Origin of the sequence: Streptomyces longwoodensis (genome assembly GCF_001514125.1) — a bacterium.
GTDB classification, from domain to species: domain Bacteria; phylum Actinomycetota; class Actinomycetes; order Streptomycetales; family Streptomycetaceae; genus Streptomyces; species Streptomyces longwoodensis.
The window spans coordinates 369,910-391,515 of the sequence record NZ_KQ948551.1; the positions used below are offsets into that span (position 1 = coordinate 369,910).

Here is a 21,606-nt window from a genome sequence, read left to right on the forward strand (position 1 = left end):
GGGCGCGGATCACACCCGATCCGCGCCCTTCGGCACTGTTGCGGCCCTGACGGGCCGGGTAAGGTTAGGTTTGCCTCACCGAGACCTCGGGAGGGTACGACCGACCAGTCCCGGCGGGAGGTGGACCGCGTGTTCGTGTGCAGCTGCTTCGGCATCACCGAACAGCAGGTCAAGCAGCACGCGGAGAGCGGCGCCTGCACGCCCCGCCAGATCGCCTCCGCCTGCAAGGCGGGCACGGACTGCGGTTCCTGCGTACGGCGCATCCAGGCGCTCCTGGGCCGGGGCGCGGCCCCGCGCGACGGGGTCGTCGCGCGGCCGGCGGCCACCGCGGCGCGGCTGGACAAGGCGGCCTAGGGCGGTCAGCCCTCCGGCTGCTCGATGAGCTGGGCGATGTACAGCGCCTCACCGAGCTTCTCCACCAGCTCCAGCTGGGTGTCGAGGTAGTCGATGTGGTGCTCCTCGTCCTCGAGGATCGCCTCGAAGATGTTCGCGGACGTGATGTCGCCCTTCTCGCGCATCACCCTGATGCCCCGCCGGAGGCGGTCGATCGCCTCCACCTCGACCTCCCGGTCCGCCTGGAACATCTCCGTGACGGTCTGGCCCACCCGCACGTGGAACAGCCGCTGGTAGTTGGGCAGCCCCTCCAGCAGCAGGATCCGGTCGGTGAGCACCTCGGCGTGCTTCATCTCGTCGAACGACTCGTGCCGGGTGTACTTCGCGAGCTTCGTCCAGCCGAAGTTCTCCTGCATCTTCGCGTGCAGGAAGTACTGGTTGATCGCGGTGAGCTCGCCGGTGAGCTGCTCGTTGAGGAACTCGATGACCTCGGGATCGCCCTGCATCGCAGCGGCTCCTTCCACATGGGGGACGGGGGAGGTTGCCGCCGCATGATTGCACCGGCCCGGAAGATCGTCCAGTAAGTGCTGACTTAGTAGGTGTTGAGCTGGATGTGCGAATCGGCGGAGCTTGATCGCTGATGACCGTTTCGGGTCCCGGATGGTCCTGTGCACCGGTGCCCGTCTGTCAGGATGGAGACATGGGTCATCCGGTGGAGCGCACGTCAGGAGAAGCAGCAGCGTCCGACCTTCCGCCGGGGCAGCGAGTGCAGCGTGGCTGGCCGGTCACGCACTACGGGCCGGTGCCGAAGTTCCGCCCCGAGCGCTGGGAGTTCCGGGTCTTCGGTGCCACCGCCGACGGGGGGAAGCGCGGCTGGACCCACGAGGAGTTCACCGCCCTGCCGTACGTCACCGTCGTCGCCGACCTGCACTGCGTGACCAAGTTCAGCATGCTCGGTGCCGAGTGGGGCGGTGTCCCGGCACGCACCCTCCTGGAGCTCGCGCCGCCGGCGCCCGAGGTCACCCACGTCATGGTGTGGGCCGAGTACGGCTTCAGCTCCAACCTCCGCCTGGCCGACTTCGCCGCCGAGCGCACCCTCTTCGCCACGCACAAGGACGGCGAGCTGCTCACCGCGGAGCACGGCTTCCCGCTGCGCCTGGTGGTGCCCCACCTGTACGCCTGGAAGGGCCCGAAGTGGGTGCGGGGCGTGGAGTACATGACCGCCGACCGGCGCGGCTTCTGGGAGGAGCGCGGCTACCACAACATCGGCGACCCCTGGAAGGAACAGCGCTACTCCTACCAGGAGGAGCCCGGGGACGGCCCCGAGCTCTGACTCCCGTCAGTGGTGGTACCGGTGCACCACCGCGTGGCCCTTGCCCCGGCCGATCATCCACTTGTTCACCGGCGTGGTGACCAGGAAGGCCAGCGCCAGCGAGACCGCCAGGGACACCCAGAACAGGGCGTCCGCCAGCCCGGCGTCCATCGCCCGCGGCCACAGGGCGATCACGCCGTTGTCGATCAGCTCCATCACGGCGATCGACAGGGTGTCCGCGGCCAGCGCCACCCGCACGGCGGCCCGCAGGCCGACGCCCGCCCGCAGCACGCCCCGCAGGGTGAGCGAGTAGCCGAAGAAGAAGGCCAGCACGATCGCGAGGACGGTGGTGGGCAGGTTCCCCCACCCGAGCGCGGTCCCGACCACCATCCCGAGCACCTCACCGATGGCACACCCGGTGAGGCAGTGCAGCGTGGCCTGGGCGGCTGTGGCCCAGGGGGCCGAAGGGGCGGCGCCCGGCTGGTGCTGATGTTCGTGCGCGTGGACGGATGCTCCATGTCCGGTGTGACCGTGTGCTTGGTGTTCCATGGCTGCCCCCTGTGTCCGGGATCGGGTGTCCTCTCCGTCCACGGGTAACCATATACCCCCTGGGGGTATTCCAAACGGGGTGCTGGACCTGTTCCCGTAGCGGCAGGCGACCAGTGGCCGGGAGCGCTACTGTGGCCCCCGGTCAGGGGAGAGCGGGAGCAGTCGGGGGACGGGCGTGGGGCTGTTCGCAGAACGTCACACCTTCATGCAGGAGCTCGGTCCGGCGGACCGCGCGGCGCTGACCGGCCTCGGGACCCGCCGCGTGTGGACAGCCCACGAGACACTCCTCGCGGAGGGCGAGCACACCACGTTCGCGGTCGTCCTGCTGAGTGGTTGGTGCGCGGTGTGGACGGCGACCGAGCGCGGTGGCCGACTGCTCCTGGCGCTGCGGCAGACCGGCGAGGTCGTCGGGGACATGGCCGCGCTCGACGGCCGTCCGCGCAGCGCCTCGGTCAGCGCCCTCGGTGAGGTCTCCGGTCTCGTCGTGCCCGGGGAGCGCTTCCGCCGGTTCCTGGCCGCCCGCCCCCATGCCAACGCTCTGATCATCGGCCAGCTCGCCGAACGCCTGCGCAGCGCGGACCACGAGCGCAGGGCGCTTGCCTCCATGACGGTGCTCGAGCGCCTGTCCGAACGCCTCGTCGAGCTCGCTGCGCGCACCGGCCGGGTGGAGAACGGTGAGGTCACCCTGCGGGTGTCCCTGGCCCAGCACGAACTCGCCGCGTCCGTGGGATCCACCCGGGAGGCCGTGGCCAAGGCGTTGCGGTTGCTGCGTGAGCAGGGTCTCGTACGGACCGGACCCGGCTCCCTCGCCATCGCCGACCTGGAGCCCCTGCGGCTCCTTGCGAGCGGCAAGCGGCACGGCGGCCGGGACGGAGGGTGACGCGGTAGGACCGCGGGGCCCCGGCGACGGTGGACGGCTCCTGTGTAAACGGCTACAGCGGCGGCTCGCCGGTTCCCCCAGCATCGGGGAAGCGACACCGGCGGGACGAGAAGAAGGAGACACCATGACGGGGGACGCGAGCAACGAGGCCGAGTACGGCTTCGTCGTCCACCTCGACACCCAGGGCTCGGGACGGCTCTCCGACACCGAGAAACCCGAGATGCGCCGACGGCTCTACGACGTGTCCGACCGCGCCTTCGACCAGGCCGGCATCCGGCCGCCGAGGCTGTACCAGGAGGACCGCGGGGACGGCATCCTCAGCGTGCTGACCCCCACGGTGCCGCCCCGGCGCGTGGTCGGGGAGTGGCTGGAGTACCTCCACCAGAACCTCCGGGAGTCCAACGTCGGCCGGACCACCCCGTTGCGGTTGCGGGTGGGCCTGCACATCGGGCCGGTCACCTCCGACGCCCACGGCCGTTCCGGCCGTGCCGTCGACCTCGCCTGCCGACTGGGCGACAGCGACGTGGCCAGGGCCATCCTCGCGGCGGCACCCACCGCTCCGCTGGTCGCGGTCGTCTCGGACCGGGTGTACGAAGAGGTCGTACAGCCCGGCGGGCGCTGGGTGGAACCGGAGCGCTACCGCAGCTTCGACGTCGACCTCAAGGAGGGTCGTCGCTCCGCCTGGTTCATGGTCCCGGGCCTGCCCCAGCCGCCCACCCCGGCCCAGGGGGCGACCCCGGCGGCCGACCCCGTCGCCGCACCCGGCGGAGGCCCGTCCCCGAACCCGCTCCCCGCGCCCGACGGACACCTCGTCCAGTACAACAACAACCACGGCAACGGCCAGTTCTACGCCGGGGGCCGGTTCGGCGACATCCACATCACGCACAACCCGGCCACCGGGGGCGACCGGTGAACGCGGCGCACCCGGCACCCCCCGGTCCGGCAGGCCCTGCCGCCGCGCCCCACGCCCACCCGCAGCCCGACCAGGCCGATCAGCCCGACGCCGGCGCGGCGCCCGACGCGGCCCAGCCCGACGTCATCGGCGCCGTCGCCGACCCGCTCGCCGGGGAGGGGCTCCCCGGGGCGGGAGCTGCCGCCTCCCGGATCTTCCGTTCGGCCGCACACCTCACGTCCGAGGGGTCGAGCACCCTCATCAGCGCCGACCAGGTACGCGACATCCACCTGCACGGGAACCAGGACGTCCGGCGCCTGCTGGCGGGGCCGCTGCCCGACGAGGAACTGCGCAAACTGCGTCGCGTCTTCCAGGAACCCGCGGGATACGCGGCGTGCAAGGAGCAGTTACGCACCGGCCGGCTCCTCGTCCTGTGCGGCGAACCCGGCACGGGCCGCACCTGTACGGCACTTTCCCTGCTGGACGACCTGACCCGGGGGCAGGTCTCCCGGCTCGACGCGCGTTCGGATCTCGGCGCGTTGGAGGAGAACCAGATCCGCAAGGGCCACGGGTACGCCCTGGAGCCCACCGGCGCCGGGCTGCCCGACGAGACGGGTCTGGACCGGCTGTGCGAACTGCTCGGCCGGCAGGAGGCGTACGCGGTACTGCTGGCCGCACCCGAACCGGGCGACGTGCTGTCCCGAGGCGGTCGCTACTACCGGGCGCACACTCCGCCGTCGGCCGCGGACGTCCTGACGGGGCACCTGTCCGCCGAGCTCGAGGACGCGCCCGACGCCGTGCTGGAGCAGGCCCGGACCACCGCCGCCGATCCGGAGGTGGTGGAGGCGACCGGACTCGACGAACTGCTGCCCGCCGAGGCGGCCAGGCTGGCCGGCCTCGTGGCGAGGCACGTCCGCGACGACCTCACCTACGGACAACTCCTCACCGCGTGTCGTGAGTTCACCGAGAATCAGGCGGCGGACTGGTTCGCCGCCGGGGGGCGCTCGGAGAACCCGCGGCAGCTGCGGGACGCCGCCTACCGCATCGCCGTGGCCGCGCTCGAAGGTGCCTCGCTCAGTGTCGTCGCCGAGGCCGCCGAGGTTCTGGCCTGGGAACTCACCGTCACCGTCGATCCGGAGGCCACGCCCGGTCGTCCCCTGTTCAGTGACGGCATCGGCGCCCGGCTGGTCTCCGCCCGCGCGGTGGCGGAAGCGGGCGTGGAACAGGTCGGGGACGAGGACGTGCCCGTGCGTACGGTCAGGTTCCGCGGCGAGGGCCTCGGCAGTGCCGTCCTGAGCCACCTCTGGCAGCACCGGCACAATGTGCGCGGGCCCCTGTTGCGCTGGCTGGCCGGCCTGTGCGAGGACTCCCGTCCCCAGGTCTGGGTGCGCGCGGCGGTGGCCGGCGGCCACTTGTGCCGGCTGGACTGCTCGCACACCGTGCAGGAACTCGTCCAGCCCATGGCCCAGGCGGGCCAGGCGCGGCGGCGGCTCTTCGCCGCGACCGTGCTGGACGTGGCCCTCGCCTCCCCCGAGGTGGCAACCGCCGTCCGGGGACTCGTCGGGCACTGGGCCCGTCAGGGCGACGAGCACCTGCGCTGGACGGCCGGAGCCGTCCTCGGCCGGGGCCGCGCCACCACCACCGTCCGTGAGGCCCTGGACCTCCTGGGCGGCATCGGCGTCTGGGACGACGGCCGGCTGCGGGCCGACGCGGCCGTGCAGATCGCCCATCTGGCCGGCGCCCACTGTGATCCGCTGCCGGTCCGGCGGATCCGGGTCTGGCTCTCCGACAAACGCCGGCTGCACCAGGACCTCGGTCTGCAGAGCACGGTCTCCCTCGCCTCCGTGTCGGTGGTCGACCTGTGGAACCAGCACCCCGACCTGGCGGGACACGGCGATTGGCCACTCGTGCTGGCCCTCGCAGACGTGCGCCCCGCCTTGGCGCCGGAGCTGGCCGGGCTGCTGTGGACCGCCTTGCAGACCGGACGGTCCTACGAGGCGGCGCAAGGCGCGCTGGCGGAGTGGCTGAGCGGCAGCGCCGGCCGGCCCTGGGCGGACCGGCTGGAGACGTTCCTGCCGCTGCTGGTGCACACCGAGGACGACCGGAACCGGCTGCTGGCACTGATCAAGGAACTGTCCGAAGACCCCGACCAACCACTCGAAGAACAGCAGGTCCGCCGTCTGTGGGGGGCGGTCCAGGGAGCGGGTACACGATGACGCACCAAGCATGGGGCCAGCAGTGGCAGGCCCAGCCCCGGCAGGCGGAGTTCGTCCTGCCGGACGAACTGAGAGGCCCTTTCGTCCGGGAGTTCACCCCGACCAGCGCCTACCGCCACCAGATCAGCCAGGTGGCCGCCGTGCTCTACTACCGCAACGGCGGCCACAGCGTGGTCACCGTGCGGGGCGCCGAGCACCACAACAAGCCGATGATGGGCAGACCCACCTCGGTCTGCTGGATCGCGCGCGGGCGACACCAGGCGCGGTTCCAGCTGGAACTGCCCTCCCGCGGTGACCGCTCGCGCTTCACGGCGGGCGCCGACGTCAACTGGGAGGTGCAGGACTTCCACCTCGCCGCCGAGAAACGGGTGGTGGACGTGGAGCGGATGCTGCGCCCGTCGCTGGAGGCCCGGCTGCGTGGGATCAGCCGACGCTACGGCCTGGACGCGGCCCAGGAGGTCGACGAGGCCATCCAAGCCGAACTGATCAGCGGCCGCTGGCGCGACTTCGGGACCGAACTCGGCCTGTACACCGAGGTCTTCATCCGGATCGACCTAGGCCGGGCGGCTGCCGACCACCACGCCCAGATGGTCGCGGTGCAGCAGGGCAGCGAGGTCCAGCAGGCCATCGACAGCGCCAACAAGGCGCGGATCCTGGCCAACATGGAAGACGCGCAGAAACTCATCAGCGCGGGCGAGACCGTCCAGTACGCCACCCTCCTGGCCCAGGACCCGAGCCGTGCCCAGGACATCCTCGTGGAACTGCAGCGGCAGGCCAGGGACCAGCGACAGGGTGCGCTCGACTACCTGAGCAACCTCATCAACCAGGGCATGGTCCAGCGCCACCAGATCGACGACCAGGTCCAGGCGCTGATCGACTACGGCCGCACCGTGGCCGCCGGCGTTCTGCCGAACGGCCTGCCCATGGCACCGACGGCGTTGCCCACCCCGCCGGTGCCACCGATGCCCCCGGTACCGCCCGCCGCGGTCCACGGCACGCACCCGGACGCGATCCCCGCGCCGCCCGCCCCTCAGGACGACGCCGCCGGTCGGCCGGGGCACGGCGGGTGAGCGCAGCCCGTCCCGCGCCGGAGACGGACACGGACGCCCAGTACGTCGCCGAGCGGCTCCTGATGACGGTTCGGGAGGACATGGGCAGGGCCGATGTGAAGGCGTCGGTCCTGCTCTCGGGCGCTCTGGCCGTTCCCGCGCTGGTGCTCGGGCGGAGTGGCACGCCGGACGTGGGCCCGGTGTGGGCCCTGGCCCTGCTCACCGTCGGCGGGATCCTGTGGGGGGCCGGAACCCTGCTGCTCATCGCGGTGATCGCACCCCGCACCGGAACGGTCCGCACCGTGCCGGGGGCCACGTTCTTCGCCGACGCGCTCACCGTCACCACCCCCGAGGCGCTGCACCGGGCGGTCACCGACGCGGGGCGGGACCGGGTGGGCTGGCTGCTGGTGCAGCTGCAGGACGCCAGCGTCATCCTCGCCGCCAAGTACCGCTGGCTGCGGTGGTCGATGGGGCTGCTCGCGGCGGGCCTGCCCCTCGGCCTCACCCCGCTGGCCCTGGCCTGACGCCGAGCCGGGGACCTTCGAGCGGTGTCCGGCCCACGGCACGGGCCCGGCTCAGGCGTCCCGGAGCTTCTTCAGGCGTTCCACGTCCGTCGCGTGGCCCTCCTTGCCGCCGGGGGTCTCGATGACCAGGGGGACGCCCGCCGTCGCCGGGTGGGTCATCAGGGCGCGGAACGGGTCCTCGCCGATGTGGCCGGCGCCGATGTTGGCGTGGCGGTCCTTGTGGGCGCCGACGACGTCCAGGGAGTCGTTGGCGTGGATGAGCTTCAGGCGGCCCTCGCCGACCGTGTCCACCAGCAGGTCGAGCGTCTGGTGCGCCCCGGAGGGGCCGGTCAGGTCGTGGCCGGCCGCGAACACGTGGCAGGTGTCCAGGCAGACGCCCAGCCGGGGGTGCGCGTCCAGCGCCTCGAAGTACGGGCCGAGGTCCCAGGTGCGCGAGCACAGCGACGCGCCCTGCCCGGCCGTGGGCTCCAGCAGCAGGAACGGGTCGTCGTCGTGGGTCAGCTCGTCCAGCAGCGGCAGCAGGTGCTCGCGGACCTGGGCGAGGGCCACCGACCGGTCCCGGCCGCCCGTCGCGCTGCCGGTGTGCACGACCACACCGAGCGCGCCGATCTCCCGTCCCCGGCGCAGCGAGTGTCGCAGCGACTCCACCGACCGCTCCACCGTCGCCCCGGTGTGCGAGCCGAAGTTGATGAGGTACGGCGCGTGCACGTACGCCGGGATCGACTCCGCCGCGCAGGCCGCGCGGAACGCCTCGTCCTGGGCCGGGTTCCCGGTGGGCGTGGCCCAGCCGCGCGGGTTGGCGACGAAGACCTGGACCGCCTCGGCGCCCAGGTCACGGGCGTAGGACAGGCCGACGGAGTGCAGGCCGCCGGCCACGGGCACGTGGCTGCCGACGGGGTTGCGGGGGAGGGGCGGCCGACGGGGCCCTGCCCCTGCGAGGGGCGACTGATCGGGACTCACCCGTTCAGGGTGTCATGTCCGCCCCGGCAGCCCGTCCCCGGTGGGAGGTGGCCTCCGTCACCGGATGGTGATCGTGATCGTCGATCCCTTGGGCGCCGTGTCGCCGCCGTCCACGGACTGGTCCTTCACCGTGTCCCCGAACAGTCCGAGCAGGCCGCGGTCCTCCTTGACCTCGAAGCCCGACTGCTCCAGCAGCGACCTGGCGTCGTCCACGCTCGCGCCCACCACGTCCGGCACCTCGACCATCTCCGGGCCCTTGGACAGCGTCAGCGTCACCGTGTCGCCGTCGGCGGCCCGGCCGTCGGCACCCGGGCTCTGCGCGGCCACCTGGCCCTTGTCGAACTCCGAGGTGACCTGCTGGTCGGCGACCTCCACCTTCAGGCCGGCCTTCTCCAGTTCGGCCCGGGCGTCCTCCAGGTCGTCCCCGGTGACGTCCGGGACGTCGATCGCCGCGCCCTTGCTGACGACCAGCGCGACGGCCGAGCCCGCGCGGCGCTCGGTGCCCGCGTCCGGGGTGCTGCCGACGACGAAGCCCTTGGGGACGTCGTCGCTGAACGCGCGGGTGACCAGACCCGGCTCCAGGCCGTCCGACTTCAGCGACTCCCTCGCCTTGTCCAGCCGCAGTCCCTTGAGGTCCGGCACCTCCACGGTCTCCGGGCCGTCGGAGACGGTGACCGTCACCGTGTCGTTGCCCCGGATCCGGGCGCCCGGCTCCGGGTCGGTGCTGATGACCCGGCCCCGCTTGACCGTGTCGCTGTAGGCATGCTCGACCTTGGTCTCCAGCCCGGCCGCCCCGAGCCGCTCCTCGGCCTGCGCCTGGGTCTTCGTCAGCACCGCGGGGACCTTGGTGAACTGGCCCGAGTTGATGTACCAGAAGCCCGCGCCGACCCCGAGCACCAGCAGCACCGCGGTGACCACGGCCAGCAGCCGGGGCCGCACCCCGCGCCGCGCCGGCGGCAGCGGGGCGGGCGACGCCAGCCGGGACGTCCGGTGCAGCCCGGCGTCCGGGTCCGGCGCGGACCCGCCGGGCAGGCGGGGCTCGTCCTCGTTCACCGGCAGGGGGCGGGGCACGGTCAGCGCGCGCGGGATGACGCTCGTACGGTCCTCGGCGATGTCGTGCTCCGCGGAGCGGGCCTGCGGCGGCAGCGCGTCCAGCTGCTCCTCGGTGAGGGCGGCCCGCGCCTCCAGGACCCTCGCCAGCAGCGCCACCGCGTCGTGCGGGCGCACCTCCGGCGAGCGGGCGGTGGCCGTGGCGACCAGCTCGTCCAGCTCGTACGCCATCCCCGCCACCGAGGCCGAGGGCGGGGGCACGTCCTCGTGGAGGTGCTTGTAGAGCACGATCGCCGCGGAGTCGCCGTGGTGCGGCTTGTCGCCGGTGAGCGTCTCGTAGAGCATCACCCCGCACGCGTACACGTCGGCGCGCGCGTCGGTGACGCCCTGCTCGATCTGCTCCGGCGCCAGGTAGGAGACCGTGCCGAGGACGGCACCGGTGGTGCTGGTGACCGTGTCCACGGACCGTACGAGGCCGAAGTCGGCGACCTTGACCCGGCCGTCGTCCCCTATCAGCACGTTCTCCGGCTTCATGTCGCGGTGCACGAACCCGGCCCGGTGCGCGGCACCGAGCGCGGCCAGCACCGGCTCCAGGATGTCCAGCGCGGCCCGTGGCTGGAGCGCCCCGCGCTCGCGCAGCACGTCGCGCAGCGTGCAGCCGGCCACGTACTCCATGGCGAGGTACACGTACGCCCCGTCGGCGCCCTGGTCGAAGACCTGCACCACGTTCGGGTGGGCGAGCCGGGCGACCGACTTGGCCTCCCGGATGAACCGCTCGACGAACGACACGTCGGCCGCCAGCGTCGGGTGCATCACCTTCAGCGCGAGGACGCGGTCCAGGCGGGTGTCCACGGCCCGGTAGACCGTGGCCATCCCGCCGACCGCGATCCGCGCCTCGACGCGGTAACGGCCGTCGAGCACCTGCCCGACGAGGGGGTCCTGGAGGGTCGTGTCCACGCAGGTGAGTGTACGAGCCGACACTGTCACGCCCGGCCGCAGCACGAGCCCGGGACGCGACTGAAGCCGAGCTGTGACGCCCGGCCCTCCGGGCGGACACCGGGCGGGCCGGGCGTCGGGGCGCGTGCTGTCTGCGGTGGTATCGATCGGCCGGCCGCAGGGGTGGCGGGGGCGCGTCGGCGGCTGCGGCTCGTCCGTGGCCGGTCGCGCAGTTCCCCGCGCCCCTGGGAGGCGCGGACACGGGAGCCACCTCGAAGGGGTCCCGCGCCCTTCGAGGCACGGACACGGGACTCACTTCGAAGGGGCCCCGCGCCACCTGGAGCCGGCTCAGAACGCCGGGCGTTCCGGGTCCAGCTCCGCCAGGCCCTCCGCCGGGGAGGAGGCCAGGGCGAAGTGGCGGCGGGGGATCCGGCCGGCCCGGTACGCCAGGCGGCCCGCCTCCACCCCGGCCCGCACGGCGTGCGCCATCCGCTCGGGGTCGTGCGCGCGCGTCACCGCCGAGGCCAGCATCACCGCCGCGCACCCCAGCTCCATCGCGAAGGCCACGTCCGAGGCCGTGCCGGCCCCCGCGTCGAGGATCACCGGCACCCCCGCCCGCTCCACGATCAGCTGGAAGTTGTGCGGGTTGCGGATGCCGAGCCCCGAGCCGATCGGGGAGCCCAGCGGCATGATCGCCGCGCAGCCCACGTCCTCCAGCTTCCGCGCGAGCACCGGGTCGTCGTTGGTGTACGGCAGGACCGTGAACCCCTCGTCGACCAGGGTCTCCGCCGCGTCCAGCAGTTCCACGGGGTCGGGCAGCAGCGTCCGCTCGTCCGCCACCACCTCCAGTTTCACCAGGTCCGTGCCCAGCGCCTCACGCGCCAGCCGCGCGGTCAGCACCGCCTCCCCTGCGGTGAAGCAGCCCGCCGTGTTGGGCAGCACGCGGATGCCCAGCTCCTCCAGCACGGACAGCACCGAGCCGTGCACGTCGGGGGTCACCCGCCGCATCGCGACGGTGGTCAGCTCGGTCCCGGACGCCACCAGCGCCCGCTCCAGCACCTCCGGGCTCGGGGCACCCCCCGTTCCCATGATCAGCCGGGACGAGTAGGTCGTACCCCCGAGGACGAACGGATCGTCGGCCATGGTCAGCCTCCTTGGACGGCGGTCAGCACCTCGACCCGGTCCCCGTCGGACAGGGACGTGGCCGGCCACTGCGCGCGCGGGACGACGGTTTCGTTGAGGGCGGCGGCCACCCCGGAGGGCGCCGCGGTCAGGGACCGTACGACGGCGTCGAGCGCCGTGCCGGGGGCCACCTCGTGCGGCTCCCCGTTCACCGAGATCCTCATGCGGGCTGCTCCGAGAGTGCGGCGCGGCCGGGCAGCGCGGCGGGCGCGGCCGTGAAGCGCCGCGGGGTGAACGGGCGGGCCTCCTCGGGCAGGTCCCCGGTGGCCAGGGCGTGCGCCAGCGCGTCCCCGGTGACCGGGGTGAGCAGCACGCCGTTGCGGTAGTGCCCGGTGGCCAGCAGCAGCCCGTCCAGGTAGGACGGGCCGAGCAGCGGCGCGTTGTCGGGCGAGCCGGGGCGCAGGCCGGCCCGGGTCTCGGTGAGCGGCAGCTCGGTGATCCCGGGCACCAGCTCGTGCGCGTCGCGCAGCAGCTCGTACACCCCGCCGGCCGTGACGGTGGTGTCCCAGCCCTGCTCCTCGCTGGTGGCGCCGACGACCAGCTCGCCGTTCTCGCGCGGCACCAGGTAGACGTGGCTGCCGCGCACCACCGCGCGCACCGTCCGGGTCAGGAACGGCGCGGCGCGCTCGGGCACGGTCAGCCGCAGCACCTGGCCCTTGACCGGGCGCACGGGCGGCAGCACGTCCCGCGGCACGCCCGCCAGCCGCCCGCTGAGGCTCCCGGCGGCGAGCACCACCTGGTCCGCGGCCAGTTCCGTCCCCGTGCGGGTCACCGCCCCGGCCGCCCGCTCCCGCACGACGGTCAGCCGCTCGGCCCACTCGCGGTGGAAGGTGACGCCGGCCCGCTCGCAGGCGGCCACCAGCGCCGCGGCCAGCCGGCGCGGGTCGACCTGGTGGTCGCCGTCCACCCGCAGACCGCCGCGCACGCCCGGCGCGAGCAGGGGCTCCAGGCGCCGGCACTCGCGCCCGGACAGCCACTCCGAGGCGAGGCCCGACTCCCGCTGCAGCGCGTGCAGTTCGCGCAGGTGGGCGCGGTCGTCGGCGTCCAGGGCGACGGCCAGGGTGCCCGAGCGCCGGTAGCCCGGGTCGTGCCCGGTGAGGTCGGTGAGCTCGGCGACGAACTCCGGGTAGCGGTGCGCCGAGGCGAGGTTCAGGGCGAGCAGCGTCTGCTCGCCGTGGTGCAGTTCGGTGACGGCGGCCAGCATCCCGGCGGCCACCTGGGCGGCCCCGCCGCCCGGTCCGGGATCCAGCACGGCGGTGGTGAACCCGCGCTGCGCGGCCCGCCACGCGGTGACCAGGCCGATGATCCCGCCCCCCACGACGAGGACGTCTGACGTACGCGACGACATGGGCGTCCAGCCCCTCCCTTCGCCGGCATGACCCGGATCAGGTTCGTACGGTCGGAGGCCGCCAGCCTCCCTCTCAGCCCGGTGCGTCCGGGCTCCCGCGAGTGCTCTACGGTGGCCACCCTAGCCCGTGCCGTCCGCCGCAGTAAGGGAGCCTCCGACCATGACCCGCTCGCTCGACGGGCTGATCCTCGCGCCCGTCGCCGACCAGGCCCCGGGGCAGGTGGGCACCCGCACCCGCTTCGCGTACCACGAGCGGGACGGCGTGGTCTGGGCCGAGTACACCGGCGGTGACGTCGTACGCGGCCATCTGGTGGGTACCCGTGGGGGAGATCGGCTCGACTTCCGCTACGTCCAGCTCAGGACCGACGGCACCACCTCCTCGGGGCACTGCGTGTCCACCGTGGTGGAGCTGCCCGACGGACGCGTGCGGCTCGAGGAGAGCTGGTCGTGGGAGTCACAGGCGGGCAGCGGGACCAGCGTTGTGGAACAGGTCACGGAACCCGACGGCTGACTGACGCTCCGTCAGGTGTCTAAGGTGATCAGGTGAACGAGCAGACGGGACCGGACGACAGGCCGGAGGTGCGGCGCGTGGTCGTCGCCGGCGCGGGCATGGCCGGGGTGCAGACCGCGGTCGCGCTGCGCGAGCAGGGCTTCACCGGCACGGTGACCGTGATCGGCGCCGAGCCCCACCAGCCGTACGACCGGCCGCCGTTGTCCAAGGCCGTGCTGCTCGGCACGGCCGAGGGCTCCGCCTTCGACGTCGACTTCGACGCCCTCGGCATCGAGCTGGTCCTCGGCCGCGAGGTCACCGGCCTGCGCCCCGCCGACCACGAGCTGGACACCGAGGCCGGACCCGTGCCGTACGACGTGCTCGTCGTGGCCACCGGCGCCGAGCCGGTCCGGCTGCCCGGCGCGGAGGGCGTCCCCGGCGTCCACCTGCTGCGCACCCTGGACGACGCCGAGCGGCTGCGCCCGGTGCTCGCCCGGCAGCACGACATCGTGGTCGTCGGCGCCGGCTGGATCGGCGCCGAGTTCGCCACCGCCGCGCGCGAGGCGGGCTGCGCGGTCACCGTCGTGGAGGCCGCCGACCGCCCGCTGGCCGGCGCGCTGCCGCCCGAGGTCGCCGCCCCGATGGCCGGCTGGTACGCCGACGCGGGCGCCGACCTGCGCACGCACGCACGCGTGGCGCGCGTCGAGCCCGGCGCGGTGCTCCTCGACGACGGCACCCGGCTGCCCGCCGGCGCCGTCGTGGTCGGCATCGGCGCCCGCCCCGCCACCGCCTGGCTGGCCGGCTCCGGCGTCGCGCTGGGCGCGCACGGCGAGGTCGTGGCCGACGCCGGGCTGCGCACCTCGGTGCCCGACGTGTACGCGGTCGGCGACTGCGCGTCCTTCCCCTCCGCCCGCTACGGCGAGCGCCTGCTCGTCCACCACTGGGACAACGCCCTCCAGGGCCCGCGCACGGTCGCCGCGAACGTCCTCGGCGGGGTCACCGGCGAGGCCCCGCAGGTGTACGACCCGGTGCCGTACTTCTGGTCGGAGCAGTTCGGCCGGTTCGTGCAGTACGCCGGCCACCACGGCGCGGCCGACGCCACCCTGTGGCGCGGTGACCCGTCCGGCCCCGCCTGGACGGTGTGCTGGCTGCGCGAGACCCGCCTGGTCGCCCTGCTGGCCGTCGGCCGCCCGAGGGACCTGGCCCAGGGCCGCCGCCTGATCGAGTCGGGCACCCCGATGAACCCCGCCCTGCTGACGGACCCGGCCCGCCCCCTGAAGAAGGCCACCGCCGCCTGACCGGGACCGGGGCACCCCCGCCGCCGCTCGGGCGCACCCGCCGGACGGCCACCGAGACATCGCGGCCGGGCCCGCCGAGCGCCTACCCTGGACCCGTGACCGAGATTGACGCGAACATCGATGCTCTCGTGCCCGACTGGCTCACCCTCCCCGACATCGCCGACATGCTCGGCGTCGAGGTGACGCGTGTGCGGCAGCTGGTCAAGGAGGGCCAGCTCATCGCCGTACGCCGTGGCGAGAACAAGGCGCTGCACGTCCCCGCCGCCTTCATCGACGGGGACAAGGTGGTCAAGGGCCTGGTCGGGACCCTGACGCTGCTGCGGGACGACGGCTTCACGGACGAAGAGATGATCGAGTGGCTCTTCACCCCCGACCCGAGCCTGCCCGGTACGCCCGCGCAGGCGCTCAGCGAGAATCGCGGCACGGAGGTGAAGCGCCGGGCCCAGGCGCTCGCCGTCTGATCCCACGCACCGCACACCGTCCGGCGCACGGCGGCACCCGCCGCCGTGCGCCCGCCCACCGGGGGGAACCACGCATGTCCGACACCGCCCGCGCCCGCCTCGCCGACGCCCGCCTCTACCTGTGCACGGACGCCCGCAGGCGCCAGGGCGACCTGCCGGAGTTCCTGGACGCGGTCCTCGCGGCCGGGGTGGACGTCGTGCAGCTGCGCGACAAGGGCATGGAGGCCGGTGAGGAGCTGGAGCACCTGCGGGTGTTCGCGGACGCCTGCGCCCGGCACGGCCGGCTGCTCGCCGTGAACGACCGCGCGGACGTCGCCCACGCCGCCGCCGCCGACGTCCTGCACCTGGGCCAGGGCGACCTGCCGGTGCCCGCGGCCCGCGCGATCCTCGGCCCGGACGTGCTCATCGGCCGCTCCACCCACAGCGCCGCCGAGGCGGAGGCCGCGGCCGTGCAGGAGGGCGTGGACTACTTCTGCACCGGCCCGTGCTGGCCCACCCCCACCAAGCCGGGGCGCCCCGCGCCGGGTCTCGGCCTGGTCCGCCACACCGCCGCCCTCGGCACCGACCGCCCCTGGTTCGCCATCGGCGGCATCGACCTCGACACCCTCGACGAGGTGCTGGAGGCGGGGGCCCGGCGGGTCGTGGTGGTCCGGGCGATCACCGAGGCGGACGACCCGGGCGCGGCGGCGGCAGAGCTGGCGAAGCGCCTGCGGTCGGCTTGATCCTGCTGCCGGGGCCGCGGTGGCACGGGACGACGGTGTGACGGGGCCCGCCGTCCAAGGGGTGGACAGGGACCCGGCAAATCGGGCAAATTTCCGGCGTCCGGTTGGGTGACCGTCCACCCCTGGCTAACCTGCGACTATGGCCCTCGGCACCGCATCCATCAGGTCGGACCACGCGCGCACCGTCCGCGACATGCTCGCGACCGGCAAGACGACGTTCTCCTTCGAGTTCTACGCCCCGAAGACCCCGAAGGGCGAGCGGAACCTGTGGAACGCGCTGCGCCGGGTCGAGGCCGTGGCCCCCGACTTCGTGTCCGTGACCTACGGCGCCGGCGGCTCCACCCGCGCGGGCACCGTCAAGGCCACCGAGGCCATCGCCTCGGACACCACCCTCACGCCGATCGCCCACCTCACCGCCGTCGACCACTCCGTGGCCGACCTGCGCAACATCATCGGGCAGTACGCGGACGCCGGGATCCGCAACATGCTCGCGCTGCGCGGCGACCCGCCGGGCGACCCCATGGGCGAGTGGGTCCCGCACCCCCAGGGCCTGACCTACGCCGCCGAGCTGGTCGAGCTGATCAAGGCGTCCGGCGACTTCTGCGTGGGCGTGGCGGCCTTCCCCGCGATGCACCCGCGCTCCGCCGACCGGGACGTCGACGTGCGCCACTTCGTCGACAAGTGCCGCGCGGGCGCCGACTACGCGATCACCCAGATGTTCTTCCAGCCGGAGGACTACCTGCGGCTGCGCGACCGGGTCGCGGCGGCCGGCTGCGACACCCCGATCATCCCCGAGGTCATGCCCATCGCCAGCGTCCGGACGCTGGAGCGGATCCCGTCGCTGACCAACGCGGCCTTCCCCGCTGCGCTGAAAGAGCGGATCCTCACAGCAAAGGACGATCCGTCCGCTGTACGCTCCATCGGTATCGAGTTCGCCACGGAGTTCTGCGCCCGGCTGCTGGCCGAGGGAGTGCCCGGACTGCACTTCATCACGCTGAACAACTCCACGGCGACGCTGGAAATCCACGAGAACCTCGGTCTGCACCACCCACCGCAGGCCTAGACCGGTCGCACGGTCGTACGACACACTGCGTAACGGTCACCGGGAGAGGGGCGTACATGGGCTGGGCGGTCCTCTACATCGCGTTCGGCGTCGTCGCACTGTGGCTGCTCGGCGAAGTGCTGCTGCAGTACAAGGCGCGGCTGCGCTGGCGGCTGCTGGCGTTCGGCGGGTTCCTCGGCGTCGTCGTCGGGGTGCTGATCCCGTCCGTCGTCGTCATCGGCCTGGGTGCCGCCGCGTTCGCGGTCGGCCAGACCTACGTGACCCTGTCCTTCCGCCGCGGCTTCGAGGCCGGCTGGGCCGTCAAGCGCCCCGACGCCGGCACCGTCCCCGCCAAGCGCCGCCGCGGCAGGGCGGAGCGCCAGGAGCCCGCCCTGGAGGTGTCCGACCTGGAGGCCACGGGCCACGGCGCGGCCGACGACCCGTACGGCTCCGGCGCCCCGGCGTACGACACCGCGAAGAGCGCCTACGACGCCTACGACGACGACCACGACGACGTGTTCACCCCGGCCTCCGACCGGCCGGCGGCCGACGGGACCGGTGCCGTCTACGCGCCGCAGCCCCTCCCGGACGACACCGGCTCCTACGGCGTCTACGGCGACGGCCGCACCGGCGAGCCGCAGCCCCAGGACCAGTACGCCACCGCCGCCCAGGGCGCCGACGCCTCCTACGGCTACGACGCCTACCAGGGCTACGGCCAGCAGGCCTACGGGTACGACACCACCGGCCAGCAGCAGTACGCCGCCTACTCCGACCCGTACATCGGCACGCAGGCCTACGGCAGCGGCTACGACACCGGCTACGGGCAGGGCCAGTACCAGCAGCAGGGCTACGGCGACCCGTACGGCACCGGCGGCTACGGCGGCGAGACCCCGGGCGGCGGGGTGTGGGTCCCGCAGCAGCGCAGCACCGACGACCCGCTGGGCGGCGAACTGCCGCCGGAGCAGCCCTACTACCAGGGCGACGGACAGCAGCAGGGCGGCCAGCAGGGCCAGGGGCACGGGCACGGCTTCGACGAGCAGTACCGCTTCTGACGCTCCGTCACCGAAGGATGCGCTCCTGACGCGACGTCACGGGGCTCACTGGGAGCCCCGGAAGTCCGGTCCCTCCACGATCAGTCCGGCCACCAGCGCGCCCGACATGCCCGCGTGCGGCAGTCCGCCGCCCGGGTGCGCCCAGCCCCCGACCCGGTGGAGGCCGGGCAGCCGCGTGCTGTTCGCCGGGCGCAGGAACCGGCCCCCGCCGGCGGCCAGCGCGGGCGCGGGGACCTCCCCGCGCGGGGCGCCCGTCTCCTGCGCCGTCTGCCGGGGCGTGTGCGCCTCGTGCCACAGCAGCCGCTCCCGCAGCCCGGGCACCGCCGTCCCGGCGGCCTCCAGCAGCAGCTCCGTCCAGCGCCGCACGGTCTGCTCGTCCGCCCAGTCCGCGCCCGCCGGCACCACCGCGGTGACGGTCACCGCCTCGTGGGCGTCGTCGGGGCGCAGCGCGGGGTCGTCGGGGCGCAGCACCGTCACCGTCGGCGACGGCGGTCCGTCGCCGCCCGGGGAGGCGAGGAAGTCCGCCTCGGCGTCCGCGTCGGGCGCGTGGACGACCGTGCGGTGCGCGGCCCCCGCCTCGCGCCCGCCGCGCAGCGCCAGCAGCAGGGTGAACCGCCCGCTCCCCGCCGCCTCCTGACCGGCCCGTACGTCGCCCTCGGCGTCCAGCGGACGGTCCGTCAGGGCGGACAGCCGCGCCGGGTGGACGCCCGCGACGACGTGGTCCGCCTCGACCACCGTGCCGCCCGCGGAGCCCGGCTCGCCGGCCAGCTCCACGCCGACGGCCCGGCCGTCCCGCGTCACGATCCGGGTGACCTCCGCGCCGAACACGAACTCGACCCGGCGCTCCAGGCACCGCTCGTACAGCGCGCGCGCCAGCTCGCGCAGCCCGCCGCGCACGTACCAGGTGCCGAAGGCGTGCTCCAGGTACGGCAGCACGGCCGCGCTCGCCGGAGCGGTGCGCGGGTCCAGGCCGTACGCGAGCGCGTGGCTCGCCAGCAGGGCCGCCAGCCGCTCGTCGCGCAGCTCCCAGGCGCCGATCTCCGCCAGCGTGGCCGCCCGCCGGGTGCGCAGCAGCCGCTTGTGCGGCACGGCCGGGTACGGCTCGCGCCCGGCCAGCACCTGCCAGTTGGGCCACAGCGGCTCCTCCAGCAGCGGCCGGCGCGTGCGGTCCCAGGCCTCGCGCGCCCGCACCAGGAAGTCGCCCCAGCGCTGCCCGGCGCCCGCGCCCAGCGCCTCGTCCAGCGCCGTGACGACGCCCGCGCGCGAGGCGTTGGGCAGGGACACGCGGGTGCCGTCCGCGAAGACGTGCCGGGAGGACGGGTCGACCTGCACCAGCTCGACGACGTCTTCCAGCTGCCGCTTGCCCGTCTTGACGAACAGGTCACGGTAGACCGCGGGCAGGTGCAGCAGCGCGGGGCCGGTGTCGAAGGCGAACCCGTCCCGCTCGACGCGGCGCAGCGCACCGCCGTACGTCTCCGTCCGTTCGTACACCGTCACCCGGTGGCCCGCGACGGCCAGCCGGGCGGCGGCCGCCAGGGCGCCCGTCCCGGCGCCGATCACCGCAATCCCTGCCATGCCCGCGACTCTATCCGCCGCCACCGACAACGCCGCCGCGGGCCTGACCAGCGCCGTCGCGGGGCCCGCCGGCCCGGTGACGGCACCTCACCAGGGCGGTGGCCCGGTCGGCCGTCCCACCACGCGCCGCTCCTCGCGGCGTAGGGCCCGGCGGCGCAGGAACCGGCGGATGCGGGACACCAGGAAGAACAGCGAGACCAGGCCGAGCAGCAGCAGGGTGCCCGCGATCACCGCCGCGGCCACCGGGTGGAACAGCGCGAACGCGACGAGCGCGCCCACCCCGAGGTCCTCCGCGATGCTCACGACCACGTTGCTGAACGGCTCCGGCGAGGTGTTCACCGCCATCCGGGTCCCCGCCTTGACCGCGTGGCTGGCCAGCGCGGTCGAGCCGCCGAGCAGCCCGGCGGCCACGTCGGAGAGCGAGCCGCTCTGGCCGGCCAGCAGCGCGCCGACCCAGGCGCCGGCGGCCGGGCGGACCACGGTGTGCACCGCGTCCCACGCCGAGTCGACGTAGGGGACCTTGTCGGCGACCGCCTCGCACAGGAAGAGCACGCCCGCGATGACGAGGACCTCGGGACGCTGCAGCGTCGCCGGGACGTCGTCGCCCACGCCGGTCGCGCCGAGCACGCCGAGCAGCAGCACCACCGCGTAGGCGTTGACGCCGCTGGCCCAGCCACTGGTGAACACCAAGGGGAGTACGGACACGCAGGCGATCGTAGCCAGCCGGACGCGCCGCGTCCTGGGCCCGGGCACACAGCCCTGAGTACCCGTACCCAGGGGACGAGTTGAGTACGCGCGCGGATGGGGGGCGACCTGCCCGGACGGGAGAGTGGAGGCACGGGAAAGGGGCCCGGCTCCGGTACCGCCGACACGGGGCGGCGGAACGGCGCCGGCCCTCGACCCGCTCCTTCCGCCGGCACCGTCGGCGGGAGCGAGGCAACGGGGAAACGCGAGGGACGACCGTACGGGAGCCGGGGAGCGGGGGACTGGGGGAGCAGGAAGGCACGGGGAACGGGGGAGCACCGGTGGCGCCGGTTCGCCCTGGCCCGCGGGGGACGCGGCCACGGCGGACCGGCGCTTCGGGGCGCCCGCAGCTCAGCCCGTGCCTCGGCCCGTGCCGCTCACGCGCCCCTGCAACAGGCGGGACAGGGCCGCGTGCACGTCGTCCAGGGACCGTTCCGGCTGGAACGCCTGCCAGTCCAGGGCCGCCACCAGCACCATGCCGACCAGCGCGGCCGCCGTCAGCTGCACGTCGATCTCGTCGCTGAACTCGCCGTGCTCGATGCCCTCGCGCAGCACGCCCTCGACCACGGCGACCGCCTCCTGCCGGACCACCAGCAGCGTCGACTGCCAGGCCCGGTTGGTGCGCCACAGCTCGGCCACGTAGAGCTGGGTGAAGGCCGGGTAGCGGTCGATGAACACGAGTCCGGCGCGGATCATCGCGTCCAGGGCGTCGACCCGGGTGCCGCCCCCGCGCGCGGTGCGCTCCGCCGCCTCCCGCAAGGACGCCGTGAGCAGGCCCACGCCGTGCCGCAGCAGCTCCTCGAAGAGGACCGACTTGCTCGCGAAGTTGTAGTAGACGGTTCCCTTCGCGACGCCCGCCCGCTCGGCGATCTCGTCCACGGTGGTGGCGGAGAAGCCCTGTTCGGCGATGAGGGTGACCGCCGCCTCGTAGAGCTTCTGCCGGGTGGCCTCGCGGCGGCTGCGGCCGCCCGGGGTGGTGCTGCTGTCCATG

Annotated in this window: 23 protein-coding genes and 1 riboswitch; of the genes, 13 read left to right on the forward strand and 10 right to left on the reverse strand. The window is 74.1% G+C overall.

The genetic code is table 11. From position 1 onward, the window contains the following. The first annotated feature begins 120 nt into the window (after positions 1 to 120). Positions 121 to 354 (forward strand): (2Fe-2S)-binding protein, encoded by a 234-nt coding sequence (locus tag AQJ30_RS10685; RefSeq protein ID WP_067231762.1) that lies wholly within the window; start codon positions 121 to 123, stop codon positions 352 to 354. Between the two features lie 5 nt (positions 355 to 359). Here AQJ30_RS10685 and bfr read toward each other — a convergent pair whose 3' ends face one another. Then, complete coding sequence (gene bfr / locus AQJ30_RS10690) at positions 360 to 839, reverse strand: bacterioferritin (protein ID WP_067231765.1); 480 nt, start codon at positions 837 to 839, stop codon at positions 360 to 362. 194 nt (positions 840 to 1,033) lie between these two features. Between bfr and AQJ30_RS10695 the strand changes: the two genes are divergently transcribed. Next, entirely contained in the window at positions 1,034 to 1,666 is a 633-nt protein-coding gene (locus AQJ30_RS10695; RefSeq protein ID WP_067231769.1) for a sulfite oxidase-like oxidoreductase, read from the forward strand. A gap of 6 nt (positions 1,667 to 1,672) precedes the next feature. Here the strand turns inward: AQJ30_RS10695 and AQJ30_RS10700 are convergent, their stop codons facing one another. Further along, entirely contained in the window at positions 1,673 to 2,194 is a 522-nt protein-coding gene (locus tag AQJ30_RS10700; protein WP_067231771.1) for a DUF4396 domain-containing protein, read from the reverse strand. A gap of 175 nt (positions 2,195 to 2,369) precedes the next feature. Here AQJ30_RS10700 and AQJ30_RS10705 point away from each other — a divergent pair, with 175 nt between their 5' ends. The 5 genes from AQJ30_RS10705 to AQJ30_RS10725 all read left to right on the forward strand — a co-directional run bounded on the left by AQJ30_RS10705 (position 2,370) and on the right by AQJ30_RS10725 (position 7,755). Continuing rightward, positions 2,370 to 3,074 carry a Crp/Fnr family transcriptional regulator gene (locus AQJ30_RS10705; protein WP_067231773.1) on the forward strand — a complete coding sequence of 235 codons (705 nt, stop codon included), beginning with the start codon at positions 2,370 to 2,372 and terminating at the stop codon, positions 3,072 to 3,074. Positions 3,075 to 3,198: 124 nt separating this feature from the next. Beyond that, positions 3,199 to 3,987, forward strand: coding sequence for a nucleotidyl cyclase domain-containing protein (locus AQJ30_RS10710; protein ID WP_067231776.1), 789 nt, complete (start codon positions 3,199 to 3,201; stop codon positions 3,985 to 3,987). Then, positions 3,984 to 6,182: a hypothetical protein gene (locus AQJ30_RS10715; protein WP_067231777.1), complete on the forward strand. Its 2,199-nt coding sequence runs from the start codon at positions 3,984 to 3,986 to the stop codon at positions 6,180 to 6,182. Before AQJ30_RS10710 ends, AQJ30_RS10715 begins: the two co-directional genes overlap by 4 nt. Next, the gene (locus tag AQJ30_RS37830; protein ID WP_067231780.1) at positions 6,179 to 7,252 is read left to right on the forward strand and encodes a hypothetical protein; all 1,074 of its coding nucleotides are present in this window, start codon (positions 6,179 to 6,181) and stop codon (positions 7,250 to 7,252) included. Before AQJ30_RS10715 ends, AQJ30_RS37830 begins: the two co-directional genes overlap by 4 nt. After that, on the forward strand, positions 7,249 to 7,755 hold the full coding sequence (locus AQJ30_RS10725; RefSeq protein ID WP_245726885.1) for a Pycsar system effector family protein: 507 nt from the start codon (positions 7,249 to 7,251) through the stop codon (positions 7,753 to 7,755). Before AQJ30_RS37830 ends, AQJ30_RS10725 begins: the two co-directional genes overlap by 4 nt. Before the next feature lie 51 nt (positions 7,756 to 7,806). On the opposite strand, the gene AQJ30_RS10730 is transcribed toward AQJ30_RS10725, so the two are convergent. The 5 genes from AQJ30_RS10730 to thiO form a co-directional block, all read right to left on the reverse strand. Then, on the reverse strand, positions 7,807 to 8,715 hold the full coding sequence (locus tag AQJ30_RS10730; protein WP_067231782.1) for a deoxyribonuclease IV: 909 nt from the start codon (positions 8,713 to 8,715) through the stop codon (positions 7,807 to 7,809). A gap of 57 nt (positions 8,716 to 8,772) precedes the next feature. Then, entirely contained in the window at positions 8,773 to 10,722 is a 1,950-nt protein-coding gene (gene pknB / locus AQJ30_RS10735; protein WP_067231785.1) for a Stk1 family PASTA domain-containing Ser/Thr kinase, read from the reverse strand. 327 nt (positions 10,723 to 11,049) lie between these two features. Beyond that, positions 11,050 to 11,844 carry a thiazole synthase gene (locus AQJ30_RS10740; RefSeq protein ID WP_067231787.1) on the reverse strand — a complete coding sequence of 265 codons (795 nt, stop codon included), beginning with the start codon at positions 11,842 to 11,844 and terminating at the stop codon, positions 11,050 to 11,052. A gap of 2 nt (positions 11,845 to 11,846) precedes the next feature. After that, complete coding sequence (gene thiS, locus AQJ30_RS10745) at positions 11,847 to 12,047, reverse strand: sulfur carrier protein ThiS (RefSeq protein WP_067231789.1); 201 nt, start codon at positions 12,045 to 12,047, stop codon at positions 11,847 to 11,849. Beyond that, on the reverse strand, positions 12,044 to 13,231 hold the full coding sequence (gene thiO, locus AQJ30_RS10750; RefSeq protein ID WP_067231792.1) for a glycine oxidase ThiO: 1,188 nt from the start codon (positions 13,229 to 13,231) through the stop codon (positions 12,044 to 12,046). The genes thiS and thiO overlap by 4 nt, the downstream gene beginning before the upstream one ends. Then, positions 13,229 to 13,340: riboswitch (TPP riboswitch) on the reverse strand. It overlaps the preceding gene by 3 nt. 51 nt (positions 13,341 to 13,391) lie before the next feature. On the opposite strand from thiO, the gene AQJ30_RS10755 reads away from it, so the two are divergent. The 6 genes from AQJ30_RS10755 to AQJ30_RS10780 all read left to right on the forward strand — a co-directional run bounded on the left by AQJ30_RS10755 (position 13,392) and on the right by AQJ30_RS10780 (position 18,296). Next, positions 13,392 to 13,742, forward strand: coding sequence for an avidin-fold protein (locus AQJ30_RS10755; RefSeq protein WP_067231794.1), 351 nt, complete (start codon positions 13,392 to 13,394; stop codon positions 13,740 to 13,742). A gap of 32 nt (positions 13,743 to 13,774) precedes the next feature. Further along, a complete protein-coding gene (locus AQJ30_RS10760; protein ID WP_281200929.1) occupies positions 13,775 to 15,019 on the forward strand; it encodes an NAD(P)/FAD-dependent oxidoreductase in 1,245 nt (414 codons plus the stop codon). A gap of 95 nt (positions 15,020 to 15,114) precedes the next feature. Further along, a complete protein-coding gene (locus AQJ30_RS10765; RefSeq protein ID WP_067231797.1) occupies positions 15,115 to 15,480 on the forward strand; it encodes an Rv2175c family DNA-binding protein in 366 nt (121 codons plus the stop codon). A 74-nt stretch (positions 15,481 to 15,554) separates the two neighbouring features. After that, positions 15,555 to 16,202, forward strand: coding sequence for a thiamine phosphate synthase (gene thiE, locus AQJ30_RS10770; RefSeq protein WP_067231798.1), 648 nt, complete (start codon positions 15,555 to 15,557; stop codon positions 16,200 to 16,202). A gap of 139 nt (positions 16,203 to 16,341) precedes the next feature. Next, positions 16,342 to 17,265, forward strand: a complete 924-nt coding sequence (metF, locus tag AQJ30_RS10775) for a methylenetetrahydrofolate reductase [NAD(P)H] (RefSeq protein ID WP_067231801.1) — start codon at positions 16,342 to 16,344, stop codon at positions 17,263 to 17,265. Between the two features lie 56 nt (positions 17,266 to 17,321). Next, entirely contained in the window at positions 17,322 to 18,296 is a 975-nt protein-coding gene (locus AQJ30_RS10780) for an SCO2102 family sporulation regulator (protein ID WP_067231804.1), read from the forward strand. Between the two features lie 45 nt (positions 18,297 to 18,341). Here AQJ30_RS10780 and AQJ30_RS10785 read toward each other — a convergent pair whose 3' ends face one another. The 3 genes from AQJ30_RS10785 to AQJ30_RS10795 form a co-directional block, all read right to left on the reverse strand. Then, positions 18,342 to 19,871, reverse strand: coding sequence for a phytoene desaturase family protein (locus AQJ30_RS10785; protein WP_245726887.1), 1,530 nt, complete (start codon positions 19,869 to 19,871; stop codon positions 18,342 to 18,344). Between the two features lie 87 nt (positions 19,872 to 19,958). After that, the gene (locus AQJ30_RS10790) at positions 19,959 to 20,576 is read right to left on the reverse strand and encodes a DUF4126 domain-containing protein (protein ID WP_067231808.1); all 618 of its coding nucleotides are present in this window, start codon (positions 20,574 to 20,576) and stop codon (positions 19,959 to 19,961) included. Positions 20,577 to 20,966: 390 nt separating this feature from the next. Beyond that, positions 20,967 to 21,605, reverse strand: coding sequence for a TetR/AcrR family transcriptional regulator (locus AQJ30_RS10795; protein WP_067231811.1), 639 nt, complete (start codon positions 21,603 to 21,605; stop codon positions 20,967 to 20,969). Position 21,606 lies beyond the last annotated feature (1 nt).

What these genes read in the sequence shown, in the direction of transcription:
- AQJ30_RS10710 (WP_067231776.1), top strand. Translation starts at nt 3,199, where the DNA reads ATGACGGGGGACGCGAGCAACGAGGCCGAGTACGGCTTCGTCGTCCAC.
- AQJ30_RS10795 (WP_067231811.1), bottom strand. Translation starts at nt 21,605, where the DNA reads ATGGACAGCAGCACCACCCCGGGCGGCCGCAGCCGCCGCGAGGCCACC.
- AQJ30_RS10785 (WP_245726887.1), bottom strand. Translation starts at nt 19,871, where the DNA reads ATGGCAGGGATTGCGGTGATCGGCGCCGGGACGGGCGCCCTGGCGGCC.
- AQJ30_RS10700 (WP_067231771.1), bottom strand. Translation starts at nt 2,194, where the DNA reads ATGGAACACCAAGCACACGGTCACACCGGACATGGAGCATCCGTCCAC.
- thiS (WP_067231789.1), bottom strand. Translation starts at nt 12,047, where the DNA reads ATGAGGATCTCGGTGAACGGGGAGCCGCACGAGGTGGCCCCCGGCACG.
- bfr (WP_067231765.1), bottom strand. Translation starts at nt 839, where the DNA reads ATGCAGGGCGATCCCGAGGTCATCGAGTTCCTCAACGAGCAGCTCACC.
- thiO (WP_067231792.1), bottom strand. Translation starts at nt 13,231, where the DNA reads ATGTCGTCGCGTACGTCAGACGTCCTCGTCGTGGGGGGCGGGATCATC.
- thiE (WP_067231798.1), top strand. Translation starts at nt 15,555, where the DNA reads ATGTCCGACACCGCCCGCGCCCGCCTCGCCGACGCCCGCCTCTACCTG.
- AQJ30_RS10740 (WP_067231787.1), bottom strand. Translation starts at nt 11,844, where the DNA reads ATGGCCGACGATCCGTTCGTCCTCGGGGGTACGACCTACTCGTCCCGG.
- AQJ30_RS10780 (WP_067231804.1), top strand. Translation starts at nt 17,322, where the DNA reads ATGGGCTGGGCGGTCCTCTACATCGCGTTCGGCGTCGTCGCACTGTGG.
- metF (WP_067231801.1), top strand. Translation starts at nt 16,342, where the DNA reads ATGGCCCTCGGCACCGCATCCATCAGGTCGGACCACGCGCGCACCGTC.
- AQJ30_RS10695 (WP_067231769.1), top strand. Translation starts at nt 1,034, where the DNA reads ATGGGTCATCCGGTGGAGCGCACGTCAGGAGAAGCAGCAGCGTCCGAC.
- AQJ30_RS10755 (WP_067231794.1), top strand. Translation starts at nt 13,392, where the DNA reads ATGACCCGCTCGCTCGACGGGCTGATCCTCGCGCCCGTCGCCGACCAG.
- AQJ30_RS37830 (WP_067231780.1), top strand. Translation starts at nt 6,179, where the DNA reads ATGACGCACCAAGCATGGGGCCAGCAGTGGCAGGCCCAGCCCCGGCAG.